The following is a 20,401-nucleotide window of genomic DNA, read 5'->3' on the forward strand; positions in this document are numbered from 1 at the left end:
ATTGTGGCCCAAAGCCCCCCGAAGCGGTTTGGGGGCAGATTCAAAGTAATAGGGTGAGCGGATGACTTATTTCGCGGCCCCCGAGGCGATCCCCGTCATCCTCGATGTTGACACCGGGGTCGACGACGCCCTGGCCCTTTTGTTCGCGCTCGCTCACCCGGGCATCAACGTGCTCGGCATTAGTTGCGTGGCCGGCAATGCCTCGCTTGAGCGCGTTGTCGAGAACACCCTGCGCATTCTCGATGTCGCGGATGCCCCGTATATTCCCGTGGCCGCCGGGGCAAGGCGTCCTCTGCTCGAGCCGGCCCGATCGGCAGCGCACGTGCACGGCGAAGGTGGCCTCGGCACCCTGCAGCTTCCGCCGAGCGACCGCCACGCAGAGCCGATCAGTTCGATCGAGCTCATGCACAGGCTGATCCAGACCAGCCCGCACCCAGTCACCCTGGTTGCACTCGCCCCGCAAACCAACCTCGCGCTGTTGCTGCGCCAGTACCCCGATGTGGTCGACAACATCGAACGCATCGTCTTCATGGGCGGATCCACCACGGTCGGAAACGCCACCGCCGTCGCCGAATTCAACGTTTGGCACGACCCGGAAGCCGCGGCCATCGTGCTCGACTCCGGCGTGCCCACCTTCATGTACGGCCTCGATGTGTTTAATCAGGTTGCGATTCCGGAGCACGTCGCCAGTGCACTCATGCACAGCGACTCCGACCTCGCCCACGTTGTCGGTCAGTTACTCGGCAACAGGATCGCGCTCGGTTCGGGCCGCAATGCCGACTACACCGGACTGATCGGCGACGCCGGTGCCCTGTGCGCGCTGGTCGACCCTGGCGCATTGCAGACGGCCATGCTGCCGCTGCGCGTGCAGCTCTCCGGCTACGGCCGTGGCCAGACACTCGTCGACAAGCGCACGCATCCCGGTGAGGACATCATGCACGGCCTGGCGGGCGAGTGGGAGGCAGCCGAGGTAGCGCTCGACGTCGACGTCGACCGCTACGTTCGCCTGTTCCTCGATACGCTTGGCCTCGGTTCGGCGCTGCCGCCGTCCAAGTAGCGGCCGGGCCGTCAAAGCGGATGCCGTGGTCTGGCTATTCCTCTCGCGGCACGCGTTAGAGAAGCGGGCACTCGTTTCACCGAGTGCCCGCTTTTTTATCGAGTGCCGCGACGCCAGCTCAGTACAGCTGGCCGACCGAGGCAAGGGCTGCACGCAGCAGGGTGCCGCGGCCTCCTTCCATTTCCGCTGATACGCCGGGGGATGCGGCCTCGGCCGGGGTCATCCAGGTAATTTCGAGCGCGTCCTGGCGGGGATCGCAGGTACCGCTGACGGGAACGACGTAGGCCAGCGAGACGGCGTGCTGACGGTCATCCGTGTAGGCGGTGATGCCGGGCATGGGAAAGTACTCAGCGACTGTGAATGGCACGGGACTGGTCGGCAGTTGCGGAAAAGCCATCGGACCGAGGTCTTTTTCGAGGTGACGAAACAGTGCGTCCCTCAGCGTTTCTCCGTACAGCACGCGGCCAGAGACCAGGGTTCGGGTCATTTCGCCGGTCGGTCGGGCGCGCAGCAGCACGCCGACCTCGACGACCTGGCCGAGACCGTCGACCCGCACGGGTACGGCCTCGATGTAGAGAATGGGCAGCCGCCGGCGAATCTCGGCGAGCTCGACGTCTTTCAGCCAGCCCGGATTCGTATTCGGGGCTCCCGCGGGGGGCTTCGGCGTCCAGTCCGGGTCTGGGTCAGGGGTTCGCACGCTCATAATGCCATTCTGTCTTACGTGGCCACCGCGCGCGCACCCGGTCCGGATCCGCCCGGTTACCCAACGTCGGTTTCCCTGATGCTGCGCGCATAACTCCTGCAATTCGTGCGGTGTCTGTTTTCCTCGGAAGTGTTTTGGGCCCATCTGGCGGCTCGCACCAGTTTTCTGCAGGAGTTATGCCCCACTGCGACCGGCAGAGTTGCCGAAGATCGCCGGCCAGGCGCAAATCGCGGACACGGACACGGACACGGACACGGACACGGAGATGAAAGTATGGACAAGCGCGGCGCCAACACGTCGCGAACCCCGGGAGGACTTCATGACCGTCAGCACCCCCATCGATGCCGCCGCCGTACTCTGGTCAGCGACCGGCGCCGATCAGGCTGGCCGACCGTTGCTAATTATCATGCACGGCTACGGCTCGCACGAGGGCGACCTGTTCTCGCTGGCTCCGCACCTGCCGCTCGCGCCGGTGATCGCGGCCCTGCGTGCGCCGCTGCCAGTTGGTGACGGCTGGGCTTGGTTTCCGATCAGTGAACCGGGCAGCCCCGACCCGGCCGCCGTCACCGCCGCGGTCAGCGCCGTGCTCGCCTGGCTCGATGCCCTGCCGCAGCATCATCCGACTGTCGGGCTGCTCGGATTCTCGCAGGGCGGCGCTATGGCGCTCGAGCTGATGCGCGCCGCGCCCGACCGGTTCCGTTTCGCGGTGAACCTTTCCGGATTCGTCGCGAACGGCCCGCGATCCAGCGACGCCGCGTTGGCCGAGCAGGCGCTTCCGGTGTTCTGGGGCCGCGGCACCGCCGACACTGTGATCCCGCCCAGCGCGATCGAACGTACCCAGGCCTGGTTGCCAGCACACAGCAGCCTGACCGAGCGCATCTACGAGGGACTTCCCCACTCGATCTCGCAGGCTGAACTCGGCGACGTCGTCAACTTTCTGCGCGCCCAATACGCTGAAAGTGCGCCGGTGCCGAACGCCTAGGTCCGCTCCGGAACGGGCGGGGTTTTCGTGATCGGACCCCGTGACGACGTGCTAGCGGTCGCGCTTGGCCTGCTCCTGGGCGGCCTGGCGCTCGACGTGCGCCTTCTTGGCCGCGCGTTGGGCGTCGCGGTCTTTCACCGCGATCTGGTCGGCGCGCACGCCGGCCTGGGTAGAACGTTCAAGCACGAGCCAGGCCGGCGGCTGCTGGAGCAGGGCGGCGATCTCTGCGGTGCCGAGCGGGTCGGTGATCTCGCTGCGGGCCAGGCCGGAGATCGAGACGCCGAGCTTGGCGGCGACGACCTGACGCGGGTGCGGACCGTTGGCTCGCAATTCGACCAGCCATTCCGGCGGGTTCGCCATGAGCTCGGCCAACTCGGTGCGGCTGACAAATTCGGTCTGGAACTCGGCCGGTGCCGCGTCAAGCAGAATCCCGAGTTTCTGGGCCGCCGTGGCGGGCTTCATGGTCTGGGGCTTCTTCTCGGAACTCATTGTTCAAGCGTATAGCCTGAGAGGGCCCTTGTTTGGGCAAAGCGCACGCTGTACTGCCGTCAACTACCCGAGAAAGGATGCCGGTGAGCTTTTCTATCGCCTTCGTCGCCGGTGTCACCCCCACCAAATGGACTCGCATCTGGGGCGACCGCCGCCCCGACGTTCCCCTCACCGTGTTTCGCATCGAGGCCGCTGAGCAGATTTCAGTGCTGCACGACGGTCGCGCCGAAGTCAGCCTCGTGCGCCTGCCGATCGACGACACCAACCTGAGCGTCATCAACCTGTACAACGAGATTCCGGTCGTTGTGGCGGCGAAGGATCACGTCATCGCGCAGGCCGAGACCGTGCTGCTGGCCGACCTGGCCGACGAACACCTGCTGCAAAACCCCGAGGATGTGCCCGAGTGGCGCGACATTGCCACGGAGGTGCGCGACGGCAGCCGTCGGCCCCTGCCGTCGATGAGAGACCTCGACGAGACCATGGAACAGGTCGCCGCCGGCGTCGGCATCATCATTGTGCCGCACGGGGTCGCCCGGCTGTACAGCCGCAAAGACGTCGTGTCCCGCCCGGTCACCGACGTGGCCGACACCCAGATCGCCCTCGCCTGGATCACGCGGGAGACCACCGACGACATCGAAGAGTTCATCGGAATCGTGCGTGGGCGCTCCACGGCGAGTTCGCGAACGGATGCCGGCCCGTCCGCTGCGGCCGACGCCGCCGCGACCGCAGCTGGAGAGCCCGAAGTTCCACGCGATGGCCGCCCGCAAAAGCCACCGCGCAAACCGAAGAAGACTGACAAAGCGAAGGCCGCGGCAAAGGCCATTCGGGTCGCCGCCGCAAAAGCGAAACCTGCTGTACGCAAGAGAACCGAGAGCGCCCCTGGCCGCACCCGGCCGACCAAGAACCCAAATAAGGGCAAGGGCCGCGGGCACTAAGAACTTACGGGTTTTTGAGCACCGACAGAATATTGCCGGCGGGATCGGTGAACCAGGCAATATCGGGGCCCGCTCCGCCGCCGGGCGCGATGCCTTTGTCATTCTGCTCGAAACCGTCGTAGTGCAAAAACTCCACGCCGCGCTCGGTGAGTTCGTCGACTGTCGCATCGAGATTAGTGACCGCGAAATTGAGAATCGTATAGGTGGCCGGCACGAAGTCGGGCTTCGGGTAGACGATGACGGTTGCTCCGCCGGGCAGGGCGATGCGCAGCACACCCATCTCCCCCACCGTGACGTCGAGTCCGAGGGTCTCGTCGTAGAAAGTGCGGGCAGCGTCGAGGTCGGAAACGGCGAATCCGCTGAAGCCGGCAACGATTCCAACATTGTGCTCGGTCTGGGGCATGGGTGACTCCTTCAGTCGGAATAGTGATCGGTCAGCGGGAACTGATCGAGGCGAACTTGCGAATACACAGCGGCACGAAGACCAGCAACATCACGGTGATACCGATGAGTACGGTCAGAATCGGATTTTGCATCGTCCAGATATCCGGCACCGGGGCGGTGCCAAGGTTGCCGAAGAGCTGCCGCACGGCCTGCACGAGCGACGACACCGGGTTCCACTCGGCAAAGACGCGAAGCGCTGTCGGCAGGGTCTCGCTCGGCACAAAAGCGTTCGAGACGAAGGTCAGGGGAAAAAGAATCAAAAACGACGCATTGTTGATGACCTCTGGGCTTTTTACGCTCATACCGAGTAGCGCCATCACCCAGCTGAATGCGTAACCGAACAGCAACAGCAAGCCGACTCCGGCAAGGAATTCAGCCGGCGAGGTGTTCACCCGCCAGCCAACCGCGAGGCCGGTCGCCATCATGATGATCATGGAGATTGTGTTCAGCACGAGGTCGCCATTCGTTCGACCGACAAGCACTGCGGATGCGTTCATGGGCAAGCTTCGAAAGCGGTCGATGATCCCTTCCTTGAGATCGAGCGCCATGGCCGCGCCGGAGAACGTCGCCCCGAACACGACCGTCTGAGCGAAAATACCAGCCATGAGAAACTGCGTGTAGTCGCTGCCCTGAACGGCGATCGCTCCGCCGTACACCTGGCTGAACAACAGCACGAACATGATCGGCTGGATCACAGCGAACACGAGCATGTCGGGCGAACGCTTGATCTTGATGAGGTTGCGCTTAGTGACGGTCCAGCCGTCGGAATACCAGAGCGAGAATGGATTCCACGTGGGAAGTGGGGGCAGGGTGGCCACCCGAGATTCGCCCGGGACGGGACCCGCCTGGGTTCCAGCGGGCTTGGGCGTGGTGGACACGGGCGTGGTGGACTCGAGCGGTGCACCAGAGTGCCGGGGGCTCATTTGGCTTTCTCCAGATCTGCCGGGGTGGCATGGGCCGCGCGTGCCTGGTCTTGTTTGGCCTGTGCCCGTTTCGAGAGTGTGGGCCCGCCGGCATCGTCTTCGTCGGTCGCTTTCAGGTCGGCCTTGTGACCGGTGAGCTTGAGGAACACATCGTCGAGGGTGGGGCGACGCATGCCGGCATCGTGCAGGTTGACCTGCGCCGCACGAAGGTCGGAGAGCATGTTCTGCAGCGCGGTCGGGCCGTCCGTGACGGCAACCTCGACACCACGGCCATCGGTCGACACCGAGGGCTCACCCGAGCCGTGGCGGGCCAGGATCTCGCGGGCAGTCCCGCCATCGGCGGCATCGACGAGGGCCACCACCACGCGGTGCCCGCCGATCTGGGCCTTGAGTTGATCGGAGGTGCCCTCGGCGATGACGCGGCCGTCATCGATAACGACGATGTCATCGGCGAGCTGATCGGCTTCTTCGAGGTATTGCGTCGTCAGCAGTACGGTGGTGCCGTCGGCGACGAGATGCTTGATGACATTCCACAGGGCGATGCGGCTGCGCGGGTCGAGCCCGGTCGTTGGTTCATCGAGAAAGAGCACCTTGGGATTGATGACCAGGGCACCGGCGAGGTCGATGCGCCGCCGCATACCGCCGGAGAAACCCTTGACCGGCCGGTTGCCGGCAGCGGTCAGCTCGAAGAGGTCGATGAGCTCCTTCGCCCGCTGGCGAGCGGCCGGGCCGCCCAAATGGTACAAGCGACCGACCATCTCGAGGTTTTCAAAGCCGGTGAGGTTCTCGTCGACCGCGGCGTACTGGCCGGAGACGCCGATGATCCGGCGTACCGCCTTGGGGTGGAGCACGACGTCGATTCCGTCGATGACGGCGGTGCCGGCATCCGGTCGAATCAGGGTCGTGAGCATTTTCACGACGGTGGTTTTTCCGGCCCCATTTGGGCCGAGGAGGGCTTTCACTGTGCCGCGCGGAACCTGCAGGTCGAGCCCGGCGAGCGCGTGTACCGGCCCGCTCTTGGATTGGTAGGTCTTGGTCAGGCCCTGAGCCTCAATAATCACTAAATCAGTTCCTTGCCTGGATATAGAGAAATTGGCCGGATGTAAATCGTCCTACCCTGCGATGTTAACCGGGCCTGATTCCTTTGACAACCGATACTCCGCTCGGGCTGATCCGATTAGCGCTCCCTGTGAGAATCTCAGAAACGGGGTCTATTTCTGGCACCCACCACGGAGGACGCTATGCACTGCCAATGATTCGCCTCCGGCAGCTGAACTCCTGTCACTATGCATTCAGGGAAACACCCATGGAGAGGTATTCATGACCACGACTACTGCGCAATCAACTGACGAACACATGCAGTCCACCGCGCTGCACCGGGAGAACACGGGCGACCGCCTGATCAATCAGGGCCTGCTGATGCGCCGCATCACTGTCGGGCTCTCGCTTGCCGTCGTGGGGGCAATCCACATCCTTGATCTCCCGGGCAAATTCGCCGAAACCCCGTATCTGGCGTTCGCCTATATCGGGCTCATCCTCGTCGCTGCCGTCCTCGTGGAGCGGGTACTGGTTGTCGGTTCGAGAATTGACTTCCTCGCCGCAGCTGCCCTGTCAGCAGCCGTCATCATCGGCTTCATCGTCAATCGCACCGTTGGTATGCCGATGGCAACGGGTGACATTGGAAACTGGCTGGAGCCGCTCGGTCTGCTCTCACTCACCGTCGAGGGCTTCGTTATCTGGCAGGCCCTCGTCGCCGTTGCGCTGCACCGCACCAGGCGCTAGCGGTACGCCCAGACTCTCGCTCCGGAAGATCCGCTCCTAGAGCCGGGCGAGCCGCTCGATGTCTTCGAGAAACTCGGCCGCGACCTCTTCGGACACGGTTCGTCGGGTTTCGGAGATCGCGACCTCATAGTCTTTGGTACTGGGGCCGTTGATGAGCGGTCCGTCACCGGCCTTGTACAGCGCTTTCTCAAGCGCGTGTTGGGATGCTCGATGGGCAGCGTATTCGACGTCGGCCGGCGAGAACCCGTCGCTCTGCTCGACCAAAACGCCGAGATCGACTTTGCCCGACACCGCTTCTGGAATGTAGCGCTCCCAGATGGCCTGGCGGGCGGCAACATCCGGCAGCCCGATTGGCACAACGTAGTCGAAGCGGCCGTGGCGGAGGAAGGCGGAGTCGAGCGCGCGAATGAAGTTCGTCGCACAGACCAGCAGTCGACCGGGTTGTTCGCGGAATGCCGGGATGATCTTGAGCAACTCGTTGGTGACACCCTGCATGGCCGAGGGCGGTTCGCCCGAGCGCTGGGCGGCGATCTCCTCGACCTCGTCGATGAACACGACAGCATGTTCGAGCTCGGCGATCTTCAAAAAAGTTTCCCGCAGTGCGCCGGCCAAGCCCAACGGGTCGGCGGCGAGGCGGGACGGAAATACCTCGATGAACGACCACTCCAGGCGCGAGGCGATGGCCTTGGCAAAGGTGGTCTTTCCGGTGCCCGGAGGGCCGAACAGAACGACGGCTTTGGGCGGCGATACACCGTATTGCTCCGCGAGTTCGGGTTTAGCCAAGGGCATGACCAACCGGCGCTCAAGCAGTTCCTTCTCCCGTTCCATACCGCCGACCTTCTGCCACAGGTCGCGCGGCAGTACACGACCGCCCAGCTCACCGAGCAATTTAAGCTCCTCCCGCTGCACGGGAATGTGCCGCTCGAAGTAGCGCAGGTTCTTCTTCACCTCGAAACCGCGGTTGAGAAAGGGATCGACGTTCGTCTCTGATTCGGGCATAAGCGCCGACAGTTTGGTCATGCCGTGCGGGGCCATACGGGTTTCTAGGGCAGCAAGCAGGGCCGTGCCGATGCCCTGGCTCTGCCAGCTTTGCGCGGTCGCCAAAAATACAATCCAGCCTTGCGCGTGAGCCGCGCGGCCGACTGCGGCACCGACGACCTCGTCGCCGTGCACCGCAACGACGGCGTGATCCTTCTGGCAGGAGGCGAGCACCTCGGAAAGGCCGTAGACCGGCTCTGTGTCTGAGGCCTTGATCTCTTCCCACAGGCGCAGAATGCCGTCCAGATCGTCGGAGTGAAAATCGCGCAGTCGCCAGCCAGTCATCGTGAACCTCGCATCGTTGGTGTGCAGCCAATCTATTGCACCCGCCATCCGCCCTCGACCAGACCACCACCGTTCCGTGCCCCGGTGCGAGTCATAACTCCTGCAATTTGGCGGGCCAGTTCTGGTGAGCCCCGAAAACACGCTCAACTATTTGACCCCGTAACTGATTTGCAAGAGTTATGGGAAATGAGTCAGCCGTACAAGCACCGCGACACGGCTGGCGCAGCCCGCTCAGGCCCGAAATGCGGCGGCGAGGATGCGCGGCAACTTGCGCGCCGCTGGATGCGCGGCGAAGCCGGTCAGCAGGCGGGCGGTCAGCGTGCCACTTCGAGACGACACGAACCACGGCGGCTTCGGCAACAGCGCCCATTCACCATGCATCACCGAGCGCGGAAACGGCCGAAAAGGTCCCCGCACGACGGTGCGCTCGACGTCGTCAAGCAGCAGGGCGTTGTGCACCACGCCGATACCACTCTGCACGTTGTCGAGCGTATGCCCGGGAAACGCGCCCCACGGCGCCGCCGCTGACAGAAAGCCCACACCGGTCCAGGCATTGATCGCGATCGTTCCGTAGCGCAGGCGCGCCACGGCCTGCTCGAACCCCGGCCCGAGCCGCCGGATGGTGGCCGGCATCCCGAGAATATTGGCGCCAAGAGTGCCCAGAAAGTCGCGGTTGACGCTCTCCACCGCCAAGTCGAGAAAGGCCTGACCGAAGCCGGGGAGTTCGACCACACCCAGAACCGGCGCGAAATATTCCGTCGTGAGCATATCTTCGGTTGAAGCGGATGCCGCGCCCGTCAGGCCGTGCCCAGCTCCAGCTCCAGCCGATCGGCCGGACGCGGCCGAGGTCGCCAGCGCCGCAGTCATCGGCGGCGCGGAGGCCGCTACGAGCAGGCGCCCGCCGGGAATCGACTGCGCGGCCGGGTAGGCGGCGCTGGCTGCTCGCATCCGGTCGTCGCTGCCGGGGTACCAGGCCGGTCGTGTCGGCGCGGCAGCGAGGGCGGCGGCGACCGCGTCGAGAAATGCGCGCTTCTGCGGCCAGGCGGCGCTGAGCACGAGCACCTGCCCGGCGATGCAGTTATAGCCGCCGTTGTGCAGCCGCATGGTGGCGACGTGTTGGGCCTGGTAGCGCAGGTCCCTGCGGCTCCATCGGCCCGGCAACACGATGATCGGGGACACTCCGCCGAGTTCGCTGCTGATCGGTTTACCGAGGCGCAAAGTTGTGGACCCACCGAACACGATCGCGTCGTGGGTGGCCGCGCTGCCGGTGATATGCACGTGCCTGATACCAAGGTGGTGGGCAAGGTAGCCGCCCACGTCGGCGCCGCCGGTGACGATACGCAGCAGGCCCTGCTCGATGAGCGGGGCGAGGGCCGCCCGATAGATCGGCAGCAGTTTGTCGAAGGTGGGATTGAGCTTGAGTATCGAGGCTCGATTGTGCGCCACGAGCTCGTAGAGTACATCGAGCGGGGCGATCGAGCTGATATTGCCGGCACCGAGCACGAGACCGACCCCGCCGGCCACTGTCGGAGTGAGTTGGCCCAAACCGGCCGCTACCCGGGCATGCTCCATGGTGACGCCCGGCCGCAGCCAGGCCCGGGCGCTGAATCCGTGGAGAAGCAGCCCGTCCCACGCGTTGTGCGGCAAGACGGAAACAGTGACGCGACCGCCCGGTGCGCGCCCGAGTCTCTGGCCGGCGAGCGGGCTGCGCCCGGAAGCGAGCGCCCGCAGGGTACGGCCGAGTGCGTTCAGCGAGGTGAGCACTGCGTACGGTCCGGTTAGCCATTCTTCGCCGATCAGCAGCGACGACGGGTTTAGACCTTTGGAGCGGGCCGCAGCAGCCACCCAGCGCTCGGCTTCCTCAGAAACGGATGCCCTGGTGCGCGCCAGCAAATCGCCGCGCGCCCCGAGCGGAGTCGCCCCCCACCGCTCGCTTCCTTCGGCCAGCTCAGCGATTGCGAGGTCGAGCTGTGAACTGTGCAGGTCGGTGCGGTCTGCCATCGTAGACATTCATCTCCCGTGATTGGCGCCCAGACTAGCCCATCGACTAATAACTGTTGCCTGTGCGGGCGTCTGCGCCCGGTGTGCTGGGCGCAATCGTCGGAAGTATGAACAGTCCGGGCATCCGCCCGAAGCGGCAGGCTAGTGCGGGGCGACCGGGCAGTGGAGCTGGGTACGCTCGCCACTGCGATCGATGTCGTGCTGGTCCATGGGCTGGGCACAGACCGGACAGCTACGCACGGGCGCCGGCTGTGCGGGAAGCAGATCGGACCCGCTCAAGCCAACCGGAGGCGGCCCGAGAATGGGAAACAGCCGGCCGTTCAGCCAGGCCGTCAGGCCGCCGGGTCCCGTTCCACGCGAAGTGGATTTCCTGCCGAATGTCATATTTGTTAGTGTACTAACTAAAGTGCACAATGAACAATAGGTTGGAACGGGACACCCATGACGTCGTCAACGCTTGACAACCCCCTCGCCCTCGACAACCAGGTCTGCTTCGCCCTGGCCATCGCCTCGCGCAGTGTCATCGCCCTGTATCGACCCATTCTGGAGCCACTCGGGCTAACTCATCCGCAATATCTGGTCATGCTCGCCCTGTGGGACGAGAGCCCGCGCACGCTCACGGGCCTCGGCCGGACCCTCCGCCTCGAGCCGGCGACTCTCTCCCCCTTGCTCAAGCGACTCGAAGCCACCGGCTACGTGCGGCGGCAACGCCGGGAGGCCGATGAACGCACGCTCGATATCACCCTGACCGACCGCGGACTGGACCTGCGCGCGGTGGCCGAAACCATCCCGACGCGGGTCATCGAAGCGCTCAGCCTGCCGCTGGACGACCTGCTCCGCCTGCGCGATGCGTTGCACCGGGTCATCGTCGCAACGTCCTGACCCACCGGAGCTGGCACTTAGTTGAAAAATACCGACCCGGGACCGGCTCAGGCGATCGCGTCGGCGACCGTCAGGAGCTCAGCGTGGAAGGCAGCTGCCACGTGCGCGTTGGTGATGCGGCCGTTGTGCACGTTGAGGCCCAAAGCGAGGGCGGCGTCTTCGGCGATGGCCTTCTTCCAGCCCTTCTGCGCCAGCGCGATGACGTAGGGCAGGGTGGCGTTGGTGAGGGCGCGGGTCGAGGTCGCCGGCACTGCGCCGGGCATGTTGGCGACGCAGTAGTAGACACTGTCGTGCACGGCGAAGGTGGGATTGTCGTGCGTGGTGGCGTGCGATCCCTCGAAGCAACCGCCCTGGTCGATCGCGATGTCTACGAGCACGGAGCCGGGCTTCATCGAGGCGACCATGGCGTCGGTGACGAGCTTGGGGGCCTGCGCACCCGGAATGAGCACGGAGCCGATGACAAGGTCAGCCTCCCGCACCTGCTCGGCAATCTCGTACTGGGTCGACGCGCGCGTCTGAATCTCGCCATTGAAGCGGGCCTCGAGCTGGCGCAGGCGAGCGAGCGACAGATCGATGATGGTCACGTCGGCGCCCATGCCGAGCGCGTTAGCCGCCGCATGCTCGCCGGCCACGCCGCCGCCGATCACGACGACTTTGGCCTTGGGAGTTCCGGGAACGCCGCCGAGCAGAATTCCGCTGCCGCCGTTGGCGCTCATCAGATGGTAGGCACCAACCTGAGCCGAAAGGCGGCCAGCAACCTCGCTCATCGGCGAAAGCAGCGGCAGGCTTCGGTCGGGCAGCTGCACGGTCTCATAGGCGATCGCGGTCGTACCAGATTTGATCAGAGCCTCCGTGCAGTCAGCGGATGCTGCGAGGTGCAGATAGGTGAACAGCACCTGCCCCGCGCGCATCAACGGGTATTCGCTGGCAATGGGCTCCTTGACCTTCAGGAGCAGGTCGGCCGCGGCCCAGACTTCGGCGGCGGTGTCGACGATGGACGCCCCGGCGAGCCGAAAAGCATCATCGGTGATGCTGGAGCCCAGCCCTGCGCCTTTCTCAATGACGACGTCGTGGCCGCGGCGACTTAGCTCGTGAACACCGGCCGGAGTGATCGCCACACGGTTCTCATTATTTTTAATCTCGGTGGGAATGCCGACCAACATGTCTGCTCCGTTTCGGGTTGCCAGTGCCGAACGCATCGGCAGTGATAGGGCTAAGACTGCTATTGCTTCGTTTCGGCTAGGTAAAATCCGTAGAATCTGCCAGACTAAAAAAAATATTTTACTAAATATGCGGTTGTCAGGAGATGTGAGATGGCAGAAACGAAGAGGATTCGGGTGGTCGAAACCCTTGACGAAATCGATCGCATCCTGGTCGCAGCGCTGCAGGCCGACTCCCGCACCACCAACAGCCGGCTGGCCAGCGCGGCCGGTATCGCCGAATCGACGTGCGTCTCCCGGGTGCGCTCGCTGGTCAGTCGCGGCATCGTCACGGGCTTTACGGCCATGGTCGACCCAAAAGCGATCGGCCTGGGCCTGCAGGCGCTGATCAGCGTGAGCATTCGCGCAGGCGCCCGCACGCACATCCCGGCCTTTCGCGATTCGATCCGGGTGATGCCGCGCGTTGTGCAGCTATATTTTCTCGGCGGGTCCGAGGACTTCATCATTCACCTGTCAGCCCGGGATACCGACGATGTGCGCGATTTCGTGCTGGACAACCTTTCAGCCAATCCCGCGGTCGCTTCAACCCGTACGAGCATGGTGTTCGAGCATTTCTACAACGGCGTCGCCCCCGAATAGCGCGCCCCTAAACTATCCACGAGATGAACCTCGCCGACACGATCCTGCCCGCCATGTTCGGTTTCGGCACCGGTCTCGCGCTCATCATCGCGATCGGCGCCCAGAACGCGTATCTCCTGCGGCTCGGCATTGAGGGGCGCAACCGCACCGTGCTCACTGCGGTGCTGATCTGTTCGGTCTCCGATGCCGTGCTCATTCTGGCCGGCATCGTGGGAATCGGCGCCCTCATTCAAGCAGCTCCGGTCGTTCTGATCATCGTGCAGGTGCTCGGCGTCGGCTTCCTGCTGACCTACGGTGTGTTCGCCGCCGTGCGCGCCCTCCGCCCCGGCGTGCTCATCGCGGCGGCGAGTACCGAGATCAGCACCAGGGCCGCCGTCATGACGACCATCGCGCTCACCTGGCTCAACCCGCACGTCTACCTCGACACCCTGATTTTTCTCGGATCGGTGGCTAACCAGCAGGGTGTGAACGAGCGCTGGTGGTGGGGCGCGGGGGCAGTCACAGCGAGTTTCGTCTGGTTTTTCGCGCTCGGTTTCGGTGCACGGAAGCTTCGCCCCTTGTTCGCAAAGCGCACCTCCTGGCGAGTGCTCGACGGCTTCATCGCCGTTGTCATGATCGCTCTGGGCGTTCGAATGGCGCTCGGCGCTTAGCGTTGTTACTCGCGCCAATGCCCGGCCTTGTCCAGCAGCGCGACCTCACGATTCGCGTTTTCCGGCACCGGAACTTCGGGCGGAAACACCCCAAAGCCTCGCCTTATTTCAATATCGGCCGCAATCTGCTCCCCCAGGTTTTCCACCAGGGTCTTCGGCGTAGGAGGCGAGAATGTCACGCAGGGTCGGGTCTTTTTTATACGACCACTCGGCCGGCGCCGGCAGCGCGAGCTGCGCGGGGGTGAGCCGGTCGATGACAAAGCGTAACGCGGCATCCGCTTGAAGAAACATCTCTCTGTTGCAGAGATGTCAGCTAGCACGGCTGCCCGTCATCGCCTAGACGCTCAGCCGCACGCTGGCCACGATCACGACGATCTGCACGACCGGCGGGTAGTCGCCCTGCTCGAGGTGCGCGGCGATCGCGTCGTGTACCCGACCGCTCACGTGACCCGAGGACTCCGCCGCACCGATGCCGATCTTGGCGGTGACCCGAACGCCGTCGCCCTGCTCCCCGACATGCACCAGGGGCGCGGCTGGCGCGCGATGAGCCACCGCGTCGAGCGCGACGGTGAGCACGGCGGTCAAAAGCGGCCCGGCCGGGTACAGCGACTCGACGCCGGGCACCTGGCGCACCAACGCATCAAGCTGGTCGGTCGAGGGAAGAACCGAGGTCATCAGCGCTCCATTTCTCGAACGGATACATCGGGCAGGGCGTGCAGATCGCTCACCGTGATATCGATGGCCGCCACGACGAGTTCCGTGTACCTACCCAGTGCGACATACATCGCCTGTCTGAGCCGCTCGGCCAGCAACGGTATGTTCTCCCCCGGAAATACGGTCACGTCGACCCGAATCAAAATTGGCGTTCCGGGCACGCTAACGTCGCCGACCAGCACACACCGGCCCACGAACATGTTCTGCATACTGTCGCCGGTCTCGCGCAGAATGCCACGAACCGCTCCCTCCGTCACGACCAGGCGCGCGGTCGGCGACGGGTGAGTCAGCGGAATGTCCCGTCCGGCGTGGGCCTCCAGCGTGATGTTGTCGAGAATCGACGCCACCCAGTCGTCGGCGCGCAGGGACTCACGTTCCAGGTCTTTGGCGAGCAGCGCCTGCCGGGCCCGGCGCAGGCGTTCGAGACCCCGCAAGGCGATCTCGCATTCGGGTGAATCATCAATACGGGGGTCGGCGGGAACCCGTCCACGGTCGAGGTAGTCGCTAAGCTGTTCAACCGTATGCCCGTTCAGCTCGGCTTGTTCTCGAACGGTGTCATCCAGATCGAAAGCAACGAAGCGCTCGTCTGCCGGCGTCAATTCAGTCATCGCCAGTCCTCCATCTCTCGAAGCAGGGTCTTGCGGGCCCGTGCCAGCAATCCACGCACGGTCGATAACGGCAGGTGCAACTCGGATGCAATGTCATGGTAGCTGTACTCGGCGAGTTCGCGCAGGGTCCAGCAGCGTCGTTGGTCCTCAGGGAGATCAGCGAGCACTCGGGCGAGGGCTTCGGTCTGGGACTCAACCTCCGCGACGACGTGCGGGGCGGTAATCTCCGGCGCCGGGGCGTCCGTGTCTTCGATGTTGACGTGGGCGCGCCTGGCACGCAGCCGATCGATGCTCTTACGACTGACGATGCGCATCAGCCAGCTTTTGACAGCGCTGCCATTGTCGAGGGTGCCCAGCTGCTGCCAGGCCGTAATGAAGGACTCCTGCACGACATCATCGGTCTCGTCGTTGAAACCGAGGACCCTGGTCGCGTAGACCCGCATAAGCGGTCCATAGCGCCGCACAAGCACCTCAAAGGCACGCAGGTCGCCATCGGCGGCGCGCTCGGCCAACACCTGGTCGGCGGCCGCATCGAGCGGCGACGCGACCTGATCCCGCACTGTGCCGGGCACATCCCCTCCTCCAGCGAACGGTTTGAGAGAATTTCTCATCTGCGTGTGACGAATATGCCACAGGTTTCGTCTTACAGGTAACAATCCACTTCGGCTTGACCGTCCGGCCGCACGCAAAGGAGCTATTCCCATGGACCTTATCGACACCAACGGCGCCGCATCCCCGAACAAGTCCCCGCGCAGTCGCGCCCCGATCAACACACCATTGGCCGGTGAGTCGGCTACCGGAACCGGCAAGACAGTCATTAACGACGGCGTCGTTGCGAAGGTGGCCGGCATGGCCGTCCGGGAAGTCTCCGGCGTGCACGCCCTCGGGGGAGGTGCGGCCCGCGCCCTCGGAGCCATTCGTGAAGCCATGAACAACACGGATGTGAGCCAGGGCATCTCGGTTGAAGTCGGTGAAACGCAAGTGGCAGTCGATGTGACCATCGTCGCGGAGTACCCCGTTCAGCTGCAGCAGGTAGCCGATGACATCCGCTCGAGTGTTATTCGTGCCATTGAAGACCTTGTCGGTCTCGAGGTCACCGAGGTCAATGTGACAATCGTCGACATCCATCTGCCGAGCGATGACGCTGCCGAGACCGAGCCGAGCAAAGCCGCACTCCGATGACCACCGCGACCCGTACCGGAATGCTGGTCGGAGCGGTTCTCGCATTGACCTGGGCGATTTTGGGCTTTTGGGCATTCCTGTTCGTGGGCCTGGCCATGCTGGTCGGCGCCCTCGTGGGCCGTGTCGTTGATGGCCGCCTCGACCTGAGCTCACTGATCGGAGCGTTCCAAGGAAAGCGTTCATCATCGTGAGCGTGGCGGCCGATACCGCGCACGGCTGGTTTCTCGGCGGGGCAGAACAGGACGCAGCAGCCAACGGCATTTCGGCCGCGACCGTGACTTCTGCCCCGCCGCGCGGCCGGACCCGCATCGTGCCTCGGGCGCTTCGCCAGGTCGTCTCGATGGTCACGGCGGAATCGCTCGGCATTCCCTCCGGTCAAGTCCACGTGGAACTCGGCGACGACCACGGCCAGCTCGCGCTCACGATCAGCACCACCATCCGCGTCGTTGCCCTCTCCCGCATCACCCGCGAACCAGCCATTATCGCGCGCACTGGCGGCACGATCCTGGCCCGGTCGGCCCGGTCGCAAGTCGAGATTCGTCGCCGTGTCGGAGAACTGACCGGTGCCGATGTCGGCCGGGTCATTGTGCGGCTGACCGGCATTGACGTGCAACAGGAACGGAGGGTGCAATGACATCGGCGCAGATTGATCGGTCCTCGGAGCCGATGACACCAATCTACCGGCGCATCAGGCGGCGTGAACTGCACTCGCCGCGGTCAGCGGCGGCCATCAGCGTGGCCATCGTCGTCATCACGCTCTGCGGATGGTTGGGCACCGAAATTGTGCTGCTCCTGATCGGCCAGCCACCCCTGTTCGTGACACCAGCGGGACTGGCTGCCGCCATTGCATCCGTTTCGACCGTTCCGGCATCGCTACTTGCCGTTAGCGCTCTCGCCTGCGCCATCCTCGCCATCACGCTCTTGGTCATCGCCGTCACGCCCGGGCGGCGGGCGCGGCATTTGATCGATTCGGAACGCACGGTGACCGTCGTTGATGACGAAGTCATCGCGTCCGCTCTGGCCGGGCACGCCGCTCGTGTGGGCCGCACCGACCCCGACAGTACCCGGGTCAGCATTTCTCGTCGCCTCGCCACTGTGCATCTAGTACCGACATCGGGGCAGCCGGTGCAGCGCGACTCCGTGCAGCAGGCCGTGCGCGATCAGCTCGATGGCCTGCACCTGCGACCGACGCTGCAGGCGCAGGTGGTCGTGGCCCTGGGCGGCAAGGTCGGAACGTGAACAACACCAACCGCGCGCTAAACCGCAGCGTCATTCTGTTGACCGGGCTGGTACTGCTCGCCGCAGCCACCCTGCTGGGCCTGCTCGCAACACAGGTCACGCTGCGGGATGCCTGGAACGCGGTTACTGAAGGAGTTGGCGGCACCGTCGCCGGCTGGCTCGAAACCACGCCGCTCGGCGGCACGCAGAATAGCTGGATCTGGTTTGTCCTCCTCGCCCTGTTGCTGGCCATCGTCGCCCTTTTGCTCAGCTTCATTTTGCGGCAGGGGCGCGGCCATTCCGGCCACCTGATCAGTGAACACACCACGGATTGGGGCACCACACAGGTTGATTCCGCGGTCGCCGAGCAAGCGCTGCACAACGCACTCAGCGAGCACCCGGAATTTCTGTCGACCCGCGTCACGACCTACCGGGTGGCCCGCGACGCCGTACTCAAGGTCTCGGTCACCTGTCGACGAGGAACCTCCCCGACCGACGTCGTGCGCGTCGTCGAACAGGCCCTGCATGCCCTCGATGAACTCCTCGGCCTGCGCATCCCTGCCGTTTTGCAGATCAGCGGGGGCTTCCGGGTGCGTACGAGTCGCACCACGCGCATTACCTAAATCTTTGCCGATACTTGCGTTCAGCGCTTCCGCGCCGAACACTCCCCCAGAAACACCTCACGAAAGAGAGAACACCATGAGTGCAGCCGACAAGATCAAGAACGCCGCGCAGGACCTCAAGGGCAAAGCCACTGAGGCCGTGGGCAAGGCCACCAACGACGACTCCAAGGTTGCCGAAGGACGCGCCGACCAGACCGCGGCGAGCGCCAAGAAGGTCGGCGAAGACGTCAAGGACGTCTTCAAGAAGTAGTTTCACCTCGGACCAGGGCTGGCCCAGCGTTCGTCGCGCTCCATAACATCCCTGGCCCTGTGGCCGATTATTACGCGAGGAAAGGAGGCATGATATCCAACCTGTATGCAACTTCGCCAAGCTCAAACGCCGACGACTCCGTCTTCAACGCGGGTATGACCTCCCTCCTCGGGGCAGCCGCGACCCACACGGCGAAAGTAGCCGCCGATGAAGCCTCGAACATGGCCAAGGGCAACCCTATAGGCGTCGGACTGATCGCCTTCGGCCTCGGATGGCTGGTCGTTTCGCTGGTTCCTACCAGCGGCGAGGAGAAGGAGCTGGCGGGTTCTCGGAAGGAAGCCGTCCAGCCCTTCATCTCCGAGGTACCCGACGCCGCCAAGGAGGTGGCCGAGAACCTGCGTGAACCCGCGCAGGAGGCCGTCGCCGCGGTGAAAGACAGCGTGACGGATGCCGTGGAAGAGGTCAAGTCGGCCGCACAGGACGCGGCTGGCGAGGTGAAAGACGAGGCCCAGTCGGCGAAGGACGCCGTCACCGACACGGCGCGGGATGATGCCGCATCGGCTAAGTACAGGAGCGCGACCATCCCGTATTGATTCGCTTCCGTGCATGCCGCCGGATTGCTCCAAACGCAGTACATTCTTAGCGCCGGGGAACACGGTCGCCCTGACCGATCGTGATCCCGGGCTCTCATTCCACCTGAGCAGGAGACACATGGTTGACAATGGTCAGAGCCAGGAACTCGCCAACGCGCCAGCCCCCGATGATGCCCGGAAGCCCGATTCCCCGGCTGAGGTCACGAAGGCCTCCTGGAAATATGTCTTCAAACGCACGTTCAGTGAATTCGGTACCGACCAGTGCACGGACATTGCTGCGACGCTCACGTACTACGCCGTGCTGTCGCTGTTTCCCATGCTCATCGCCTTGGTGTCACTGCTTGGCGTGTTCGGGCAGGGGCGGCAATCCGCCGACACCCTGCTGACCATTCTCGCCTCGGTCGCCCCCGGCGACGCCCTCGACGTTATTCGGGGGCCGATCGAACAGTTCAGCACCGCACCGTCCGCCGGGTTCGCGCTGGTGGCGGGGATCGCGGTCGCGATCTGGTCGGCATCCGGTTATGTCGGAGCGTTCAGCCGCGCCATGAACCGCATCTACGAGATCGACGAGGGCCGGTCATTTCTCAAACTTAAGCCCACTCAGTTGCTCGTCACCATCATCGCCATCGCTTTGCTGCTCATCGTCGTGTTGATTCTGGCCATTTCCGGTCCCATAACGGATGCCGTCGGCGCGGCCCTCGGCCTCGGCCAGACCGTTCAGCTGGCGTGGTCCATTGCCAAGTGGCCAGTGCTGGCGGCCACCGTCGTGCTGCTGATCGCGGTGCTGTACTACTTCACGCCGAACGTGCGCCAGCCGAAGTTTCGCTGGCTGAGCCTCGGGGCAATGGTCGCTCTCGTGGCGATCGTCGTCGCGTCCCTGGGATTCGGCTTTTACGTCACGACGTTCTCGAACTACGCCAAGACCTACGGTTCACTAGCTGGAATCGTCATCTTTCTGCTCTGGTTGTGGCTGACCAACCTGGCTTTGCTGTTCGGTGCGGAGTTCGACGCCGAACTCGAACGTGCCCGCCAGCTGCAGGCGGGCATCGCCGCCGAGCAGAACATACAGCTTCCGCCCCGGGGAACCAAGAAGAGCCAGAAAGCCGCCCTGAAGGAGATGCAGACCGTCGCTGACGGCCGGCGAATCCGCAAGGCGAACGCTGGCCCGCGCGACTAAGAGGTACGCGCGCCCGGTTCTGACCTCGATGGCTCCGGCGGAGTCGACAGTGTCCAAGGCGACGAT

28 protein-coding genes are annotated in these 20,401 nt (G+C 64.3%); 15 read left to right on the forward strand and 13 right to left on the reverse strand.

The features are described from left to right. The first annotated feature begins 61 nt into the window (after positions 1–61). A complete protein-coding gene (locus E3T51_RS10085) occupies positions 62–1,057 on the forward strand; it encodes a nucleoside hydrolase (protein ID WP_134529708.1) in 996 nt (331 codons plus the stop codon). A 118-nt stretch (positions 1,058–1,175) separates the two neighbouring features. Here E3T51_RS10085 and E3T51_RS10090 read toward each other — a convergent pair whose 3' ends face one another. Continuing rightward, entirely contained in the window at positions 1,176–1,760 is a 585-nt protein-coding gene (locus tag E3T51_RS10090; RefSeq protein ID WP_104193455.1) for an NUDIX hydrolase family protein, read from the reverse strand. Positions 1,761–2,079: 319 nt separating this feature from the next. On the opposite strand from E3T51_RS10090, the gene E3T51_RS10095 reads away from it, so the two are divergent. After that, positions 2,080–2,742: an alpha/beta hydrolase gene (locus tag E3T51_RS10095; protein WP_134529709.1), complete on the forward strand. Its 663-nt coding sequence runs from the start codon at positions 2,080–2,082 to the stop codon at positions 2,740–2,742. 51 nt (positions 2,743–2,793) lie between these two features. On the opposite strand, the gene E3T51_RS10100 is transcribed toward E3T51_RS10095, so the two are convergent. Continuing rightward, the gene (locus E3T51_RS10100; RefSeq protein WP_104193457.1) at positions 2,794–3,231 is read right to left on the reverse strand and encodes a DUF5997 family protein; all 438 of its coding nucleotides are present in this window, start codon (positions 3,229–3,231) and stop codon (positions 2,794–2,796) included. A gap of 83 nt (positions 3,232–3,314) precedes the next feature. On the opposite strand from E3T51_RS10100, the gene E3T51_RS10105 reads away from it, so the two are divergent. Further along, positions 3,315–4,166: a LysR family substrate-binding domain-containing protein gene (locus E3T51_RS10105; protein ID WP_166806430.1), complete on the forward strand. Its 852-nt coding sequence runs from the start codon at positions 3,315–3,317 to the stop codon at positions 4,164–4,166. A gap of 4 nt (positions 4,167–4,170) precedes the next feature. On the opposite strand, the gene E3T51_RS10110 is transcribed toward E3T51_RS10105, so the two are convergent. The 3 genes from E3T51_RS10110 to E3T51_RS10120 are packed head-to-tail and all read right to left on the reverse strand — an operon-like array spanning position 4,171 to position 6,594. Beyond that, positions 4,171–4,569: a VOC family protein gene (locus E3T51_RS10110; RefSeq protein WP_104193459.1), complete on the reverse strand. Its 399-nt coding sequence runs from the start codon at positions 4,567–4,569 to the stop codon at positions 4,171–4,173. Positions 4,570–4,600: 31 nt separating this feature from the next. After that, the gene (locus E3T51_RS10115; RefSeq protein ID WP_134529711.1) at positions 4,601–5,533 is read right to left on the reverse strand and encodes an ABC transporter permease; all 933 of its coding nucleotides are present in this window, start codon (positions 5,531–5,533) and stop codon (positions 4,601–4,603) included. Next, positions 5,530–6,594: an ATP-binding cassette domain-containing protein gene (locus E3T51_RS10120; RefSeq protein WP_241989259.1), complete on the reverse strand. Its 1,065-nt coding sequence runs from the start codon at positions 6,592–6,594 to the stop codon at positions 5,530–5,532. Before E3T51_RS10120 ends, E3T51_RS10115 begins: the two co-directional genes overlap by 4 nt. A 259-nt stretch (positions 6,595–6,853) precedes the next feature. Between E3T51_RS10120 and E3T51_RS10125 the strand changes: the two genes are divergently transcribed. Then, entirely contained in the window at positions 6,854–7,315 is a 462-nt protein-coding gene (locus E3T51_RS10125) for a hypothetical protein (RefSeq protein WP_134529713.1), read from the forward strand. Between the two features lie 36 nt (positions 7,316–7,351). On the opposite strand, the gene E3T51_RS10130 is transcribed toward E3T51_RS10125, so the two are convergent. From E3T51_RS10130 to E3T51_RS16760, 3 genes are all read right to left on the reverse strand, one after another. Further along, positions 7,352–8,638 (reverse strand): ATP-binding protein, encoded by a 1,287-nt coding sequence (locus tag E3T51_RS10130; protein WP_134529714.1) that lies wholly within the window; start codon positions 8,636–8,638, stop codon positions 7,352–7,354. Between the two features lie 231 nt (positions 8,639–8,869). Next, positions 8,870–10,648: an aldehyde dehydrogenase family protein gene (locus tag E3T51_RS10135; protein ID WP_198417854.1), complete on the reverse strand. Its 1,779-nt coding sequence runs from the start codon at positions 10,646–10,648 to the stop codon at positions 8,870–8,872. Positions 10,649–10,780: 132 nt separating this feature from the next. After that, positions 10,781–11,023, reverse strand: coding sequence for a hypothetical protein (locus E3T51_RS16760; protein WP_166806431.1), 243 nt, complete (start codon positions 11,021–11,023; stop codon positions 10,781–10,783). 57 nt (positions 11,024–11,080) lie between these two features. On the opposite strand from E3T51_RS16760, the gene E3T51_RS10140 reads away from it, so the two are divergent. Beyond that, positions 11,081–11,521, forward strand: a complete 441-nt coding sequence (locus E3T51_RS10140) for a MarR family winged helix-turn-helix transcriptional regulator (protein WP_134529715.1) — start codon at positions 11,081–11,083, stop codon at positions 11,519–11,521. Positions 11,522–11,568: 47 nt separating this feature from the next. Here E3T51_RS10140 and ald read toward each other — a convergent pair whose 3' ends face one another. After that, positions 11,569–12,684 carry an alanine dehydrogenase gene (gene ald, locus E3T51_RS10145; protein WP_134529716.1) on the reverse strand — a complete coding sequence of 372 codons (1,116 nt, stop codon included), beginning with the start codon at positions 12,682–12,684 and terminating at the stop codon, positions 11,569–11,571. Between the two features lie 150 nt (positions 12,685–12,834). On the opposite strand from ald, the gene E3T51_RS10150 reads away from it, so the two are divergent. Together E3T51_RS10150 and E3T51_RS10155 are read left to right on the forward strand one after the other, a co-directional pair. Next, positions 12,835–13,320 (forward strand): Lrp/AsnC family transcriptional regulator, encoded by a 486-nt coding sequence (locus E3T51_RS10150; RefSeq protein WP_134529717.1) that lies wholly within the window; start codon positions 12,835–12,837, stop codon positions 13,318–13,320. A gap of 23 nt (positions 13,321–13,343) precedes the next feature. Further along, positions 13,344–13,970 carry a LysE/ArgO family amino acid transporter gene (locus E3T51_RS10155; RefSeq protein WP_198417855.1) on the forward strand — a complete coding sequence of 209 codons (627 nt, stop codon included), beginning with the start codon at positions 13,344–13,346 and terminating at the stop codon, positions 13,968–13,970. 108 nt (positions 13,971–14,078) lie between these two features. On the opposite strand, the gene E3T51_RS10160 is transcribed toward E3T51_RS10155, so the two are convergent. From E3T51_RS10160 to E3T51_RS10175, 4 genes are read right to left on the reverse strand one after another with little or no spacing between them, the layout of a single operon-like run. Further along, a complete protein-coding gene (locus E3T51_RS10160; protein WP_134529718.1) occupies positions 14,079–14,261 on the reverse strand; it encodes a hypothetical protein in 183 nt (60 codons plus the stop codon). A gap of 45 nt (positions 14,262–14,306) precedes the next feature. Next, on the reverse strand, positions 14,307–14,645 hold the full coding sequence (locus tag E3T51_RS10165) for a hypothetical protein (protein ID WP_134529719.1): 339 nt from the start codon (positions 14,643–14,645) through the stop codon (positions 14,307–14,309). Continuing rightward, positions 14,645–15,292 carry an Asp23/Gls24 family envelope stress response protein gene (locus tag E3T51_RS10170; protein ID WP_134529720.1) on the reverse strand — a complete coding sequence of 216 codons (648 nt, stop codon included), beginning with the start codon at positions 15,290–15,292 and terminating at the stop codon, positions 14,645–14,647. The genes E3T51_RS10165 and E3T51_RS10170 overlap by 1 nt, the downstream gene beginning before the upstream one ends. Then, on the reverse strand, positions 15,289–15,864 hold the full coding sequence (locus E3T51_RS10175; RefSeq protein WP_241989260.1) for an RNA polymerase sigma factor: 576 nt from the start codon (positions 15,862–15,864) through the stop codon (positions 15,289–15,291). The genes E3T51_RS10170 and E3T51_RS10175 overlap by 4 nt, the downstream gene beginning before the upstream one ends. 130 nt (positions 15,865–15,994) lie before the next feature. On the opposite strand from E3T51_RS10175, the gene E3T51_RS10180 reads away from it, so the two are divergent. The 8 genes from E3T51_RS10180 (at position 15,995) to E3T51_RS10215 (ending at position 20,335) form a co-directional block, all read left to right on the forward strand. Continuing rightward, complete coding sequence (locus E3T51_RS10180; RefSeq protein WP_134529722.1) at positions 15,995–16,474, forward strand: Asp23/Gls24 family envelope stress response protein; 480 nt, start codon at positions 15,995–15,997, stop codon at positions 16,472–16,474. Next, entirely contained in the window at positions 16,471–16,665 is a 195-nt protein-coding gene (locus E3T51_RS10185; protein WP_134529723.1) for a DUF2273 domain-containing protein, read from the forward strand. Before E3T51_RS10180 ends, E3T51_RS10185 begins: the two co-directional genes overlap by 4 nt. Positions 16,666–16,667: 2 nt before the next feature. Continuing rightward, positions 16,668–17,108, forward strand: a complete 441-nt coding sequence (locus tag E3T51_RS10190; RefSeq protein WP_134529724.1) for a hypothetical protein — start codon at positions 16,668–16,670, stop codon at positions 17,106–17,108. Continuing rightward, positions 17,105–17,713 (forward strand): Asp23/Gls24 family envelope stress response protein, encoded by a 609-nt coding sequence (locus E3T51_RS10195; RefSeq protein WP_134529725.1) that lies wholly within the window; start codon positions 17,105–17,107, stop codon positions 17,711–17,713. The genes E3T51_RS10190 and E3T51_RS10195 overlap by 4 nt, the downstream gene beginning before the upstream one ends. Further along, complete coding sequence (locus E3T51_RS10200) at positions 17,710–18,315, forward strand: hypothetical protein (RefSeq protein WP_134529726.1); 606 nt, start codon at positions 17,710–17,712, stop codon at positions 18,313–18,315. Before E3T51_RS10195 ends, E3T51_RS10200 begins: the two co-directional genes overlap by 4 nt. Positions 18,316–18,391: 76 nt before the next feature. After that, complete coding sequence (locus E3T51_RS10205) at positions 18,392–18,565, forward strand: CsbD family protein (protein ID WP_104193475.1); 174 nt, start codon at positions 18,392–18,394, stop codon at positions 18,563–18,565. 155 nt (positions 18,566–18,720) lie between these two features. Further along, positions 18,721–19,158 (forward strand): hypothetical protein, encoded by a 438-nt coding sequence (locus tag E3T51_RS10210; protein WP_166806432.1) that lies wholly within the window; start codon positions 18,721–18,723, stop codon positions 19,156–19,158. 118 nt (positions 19,159–19,276) lie between these two features. Continuing rightward, positions 19,277–20,335 (forward strand): YihY/virulence factor BrkB family protein, encoded by a 1,059-nt coding sequence (locus E3T51_RS10215; RefSeq protein ID WP_134529728.1) that lies wholly within the window; start codon positions 19,277–19,279, stop codon positions 20,333–20,335. Positions 20,336–20,401 lie beyond the last annotated feature (66 nt).

The organism is Cryobacterium serini (assembly GCF_004404025.1).
In the GTDB taxonomy this organism is placed as follows: Bacteria; Actinomycetota; Actinomycetes; order Actinomycetales; family Microbacteriaceae; genus Cryobacterium; species Cryobacterium serini.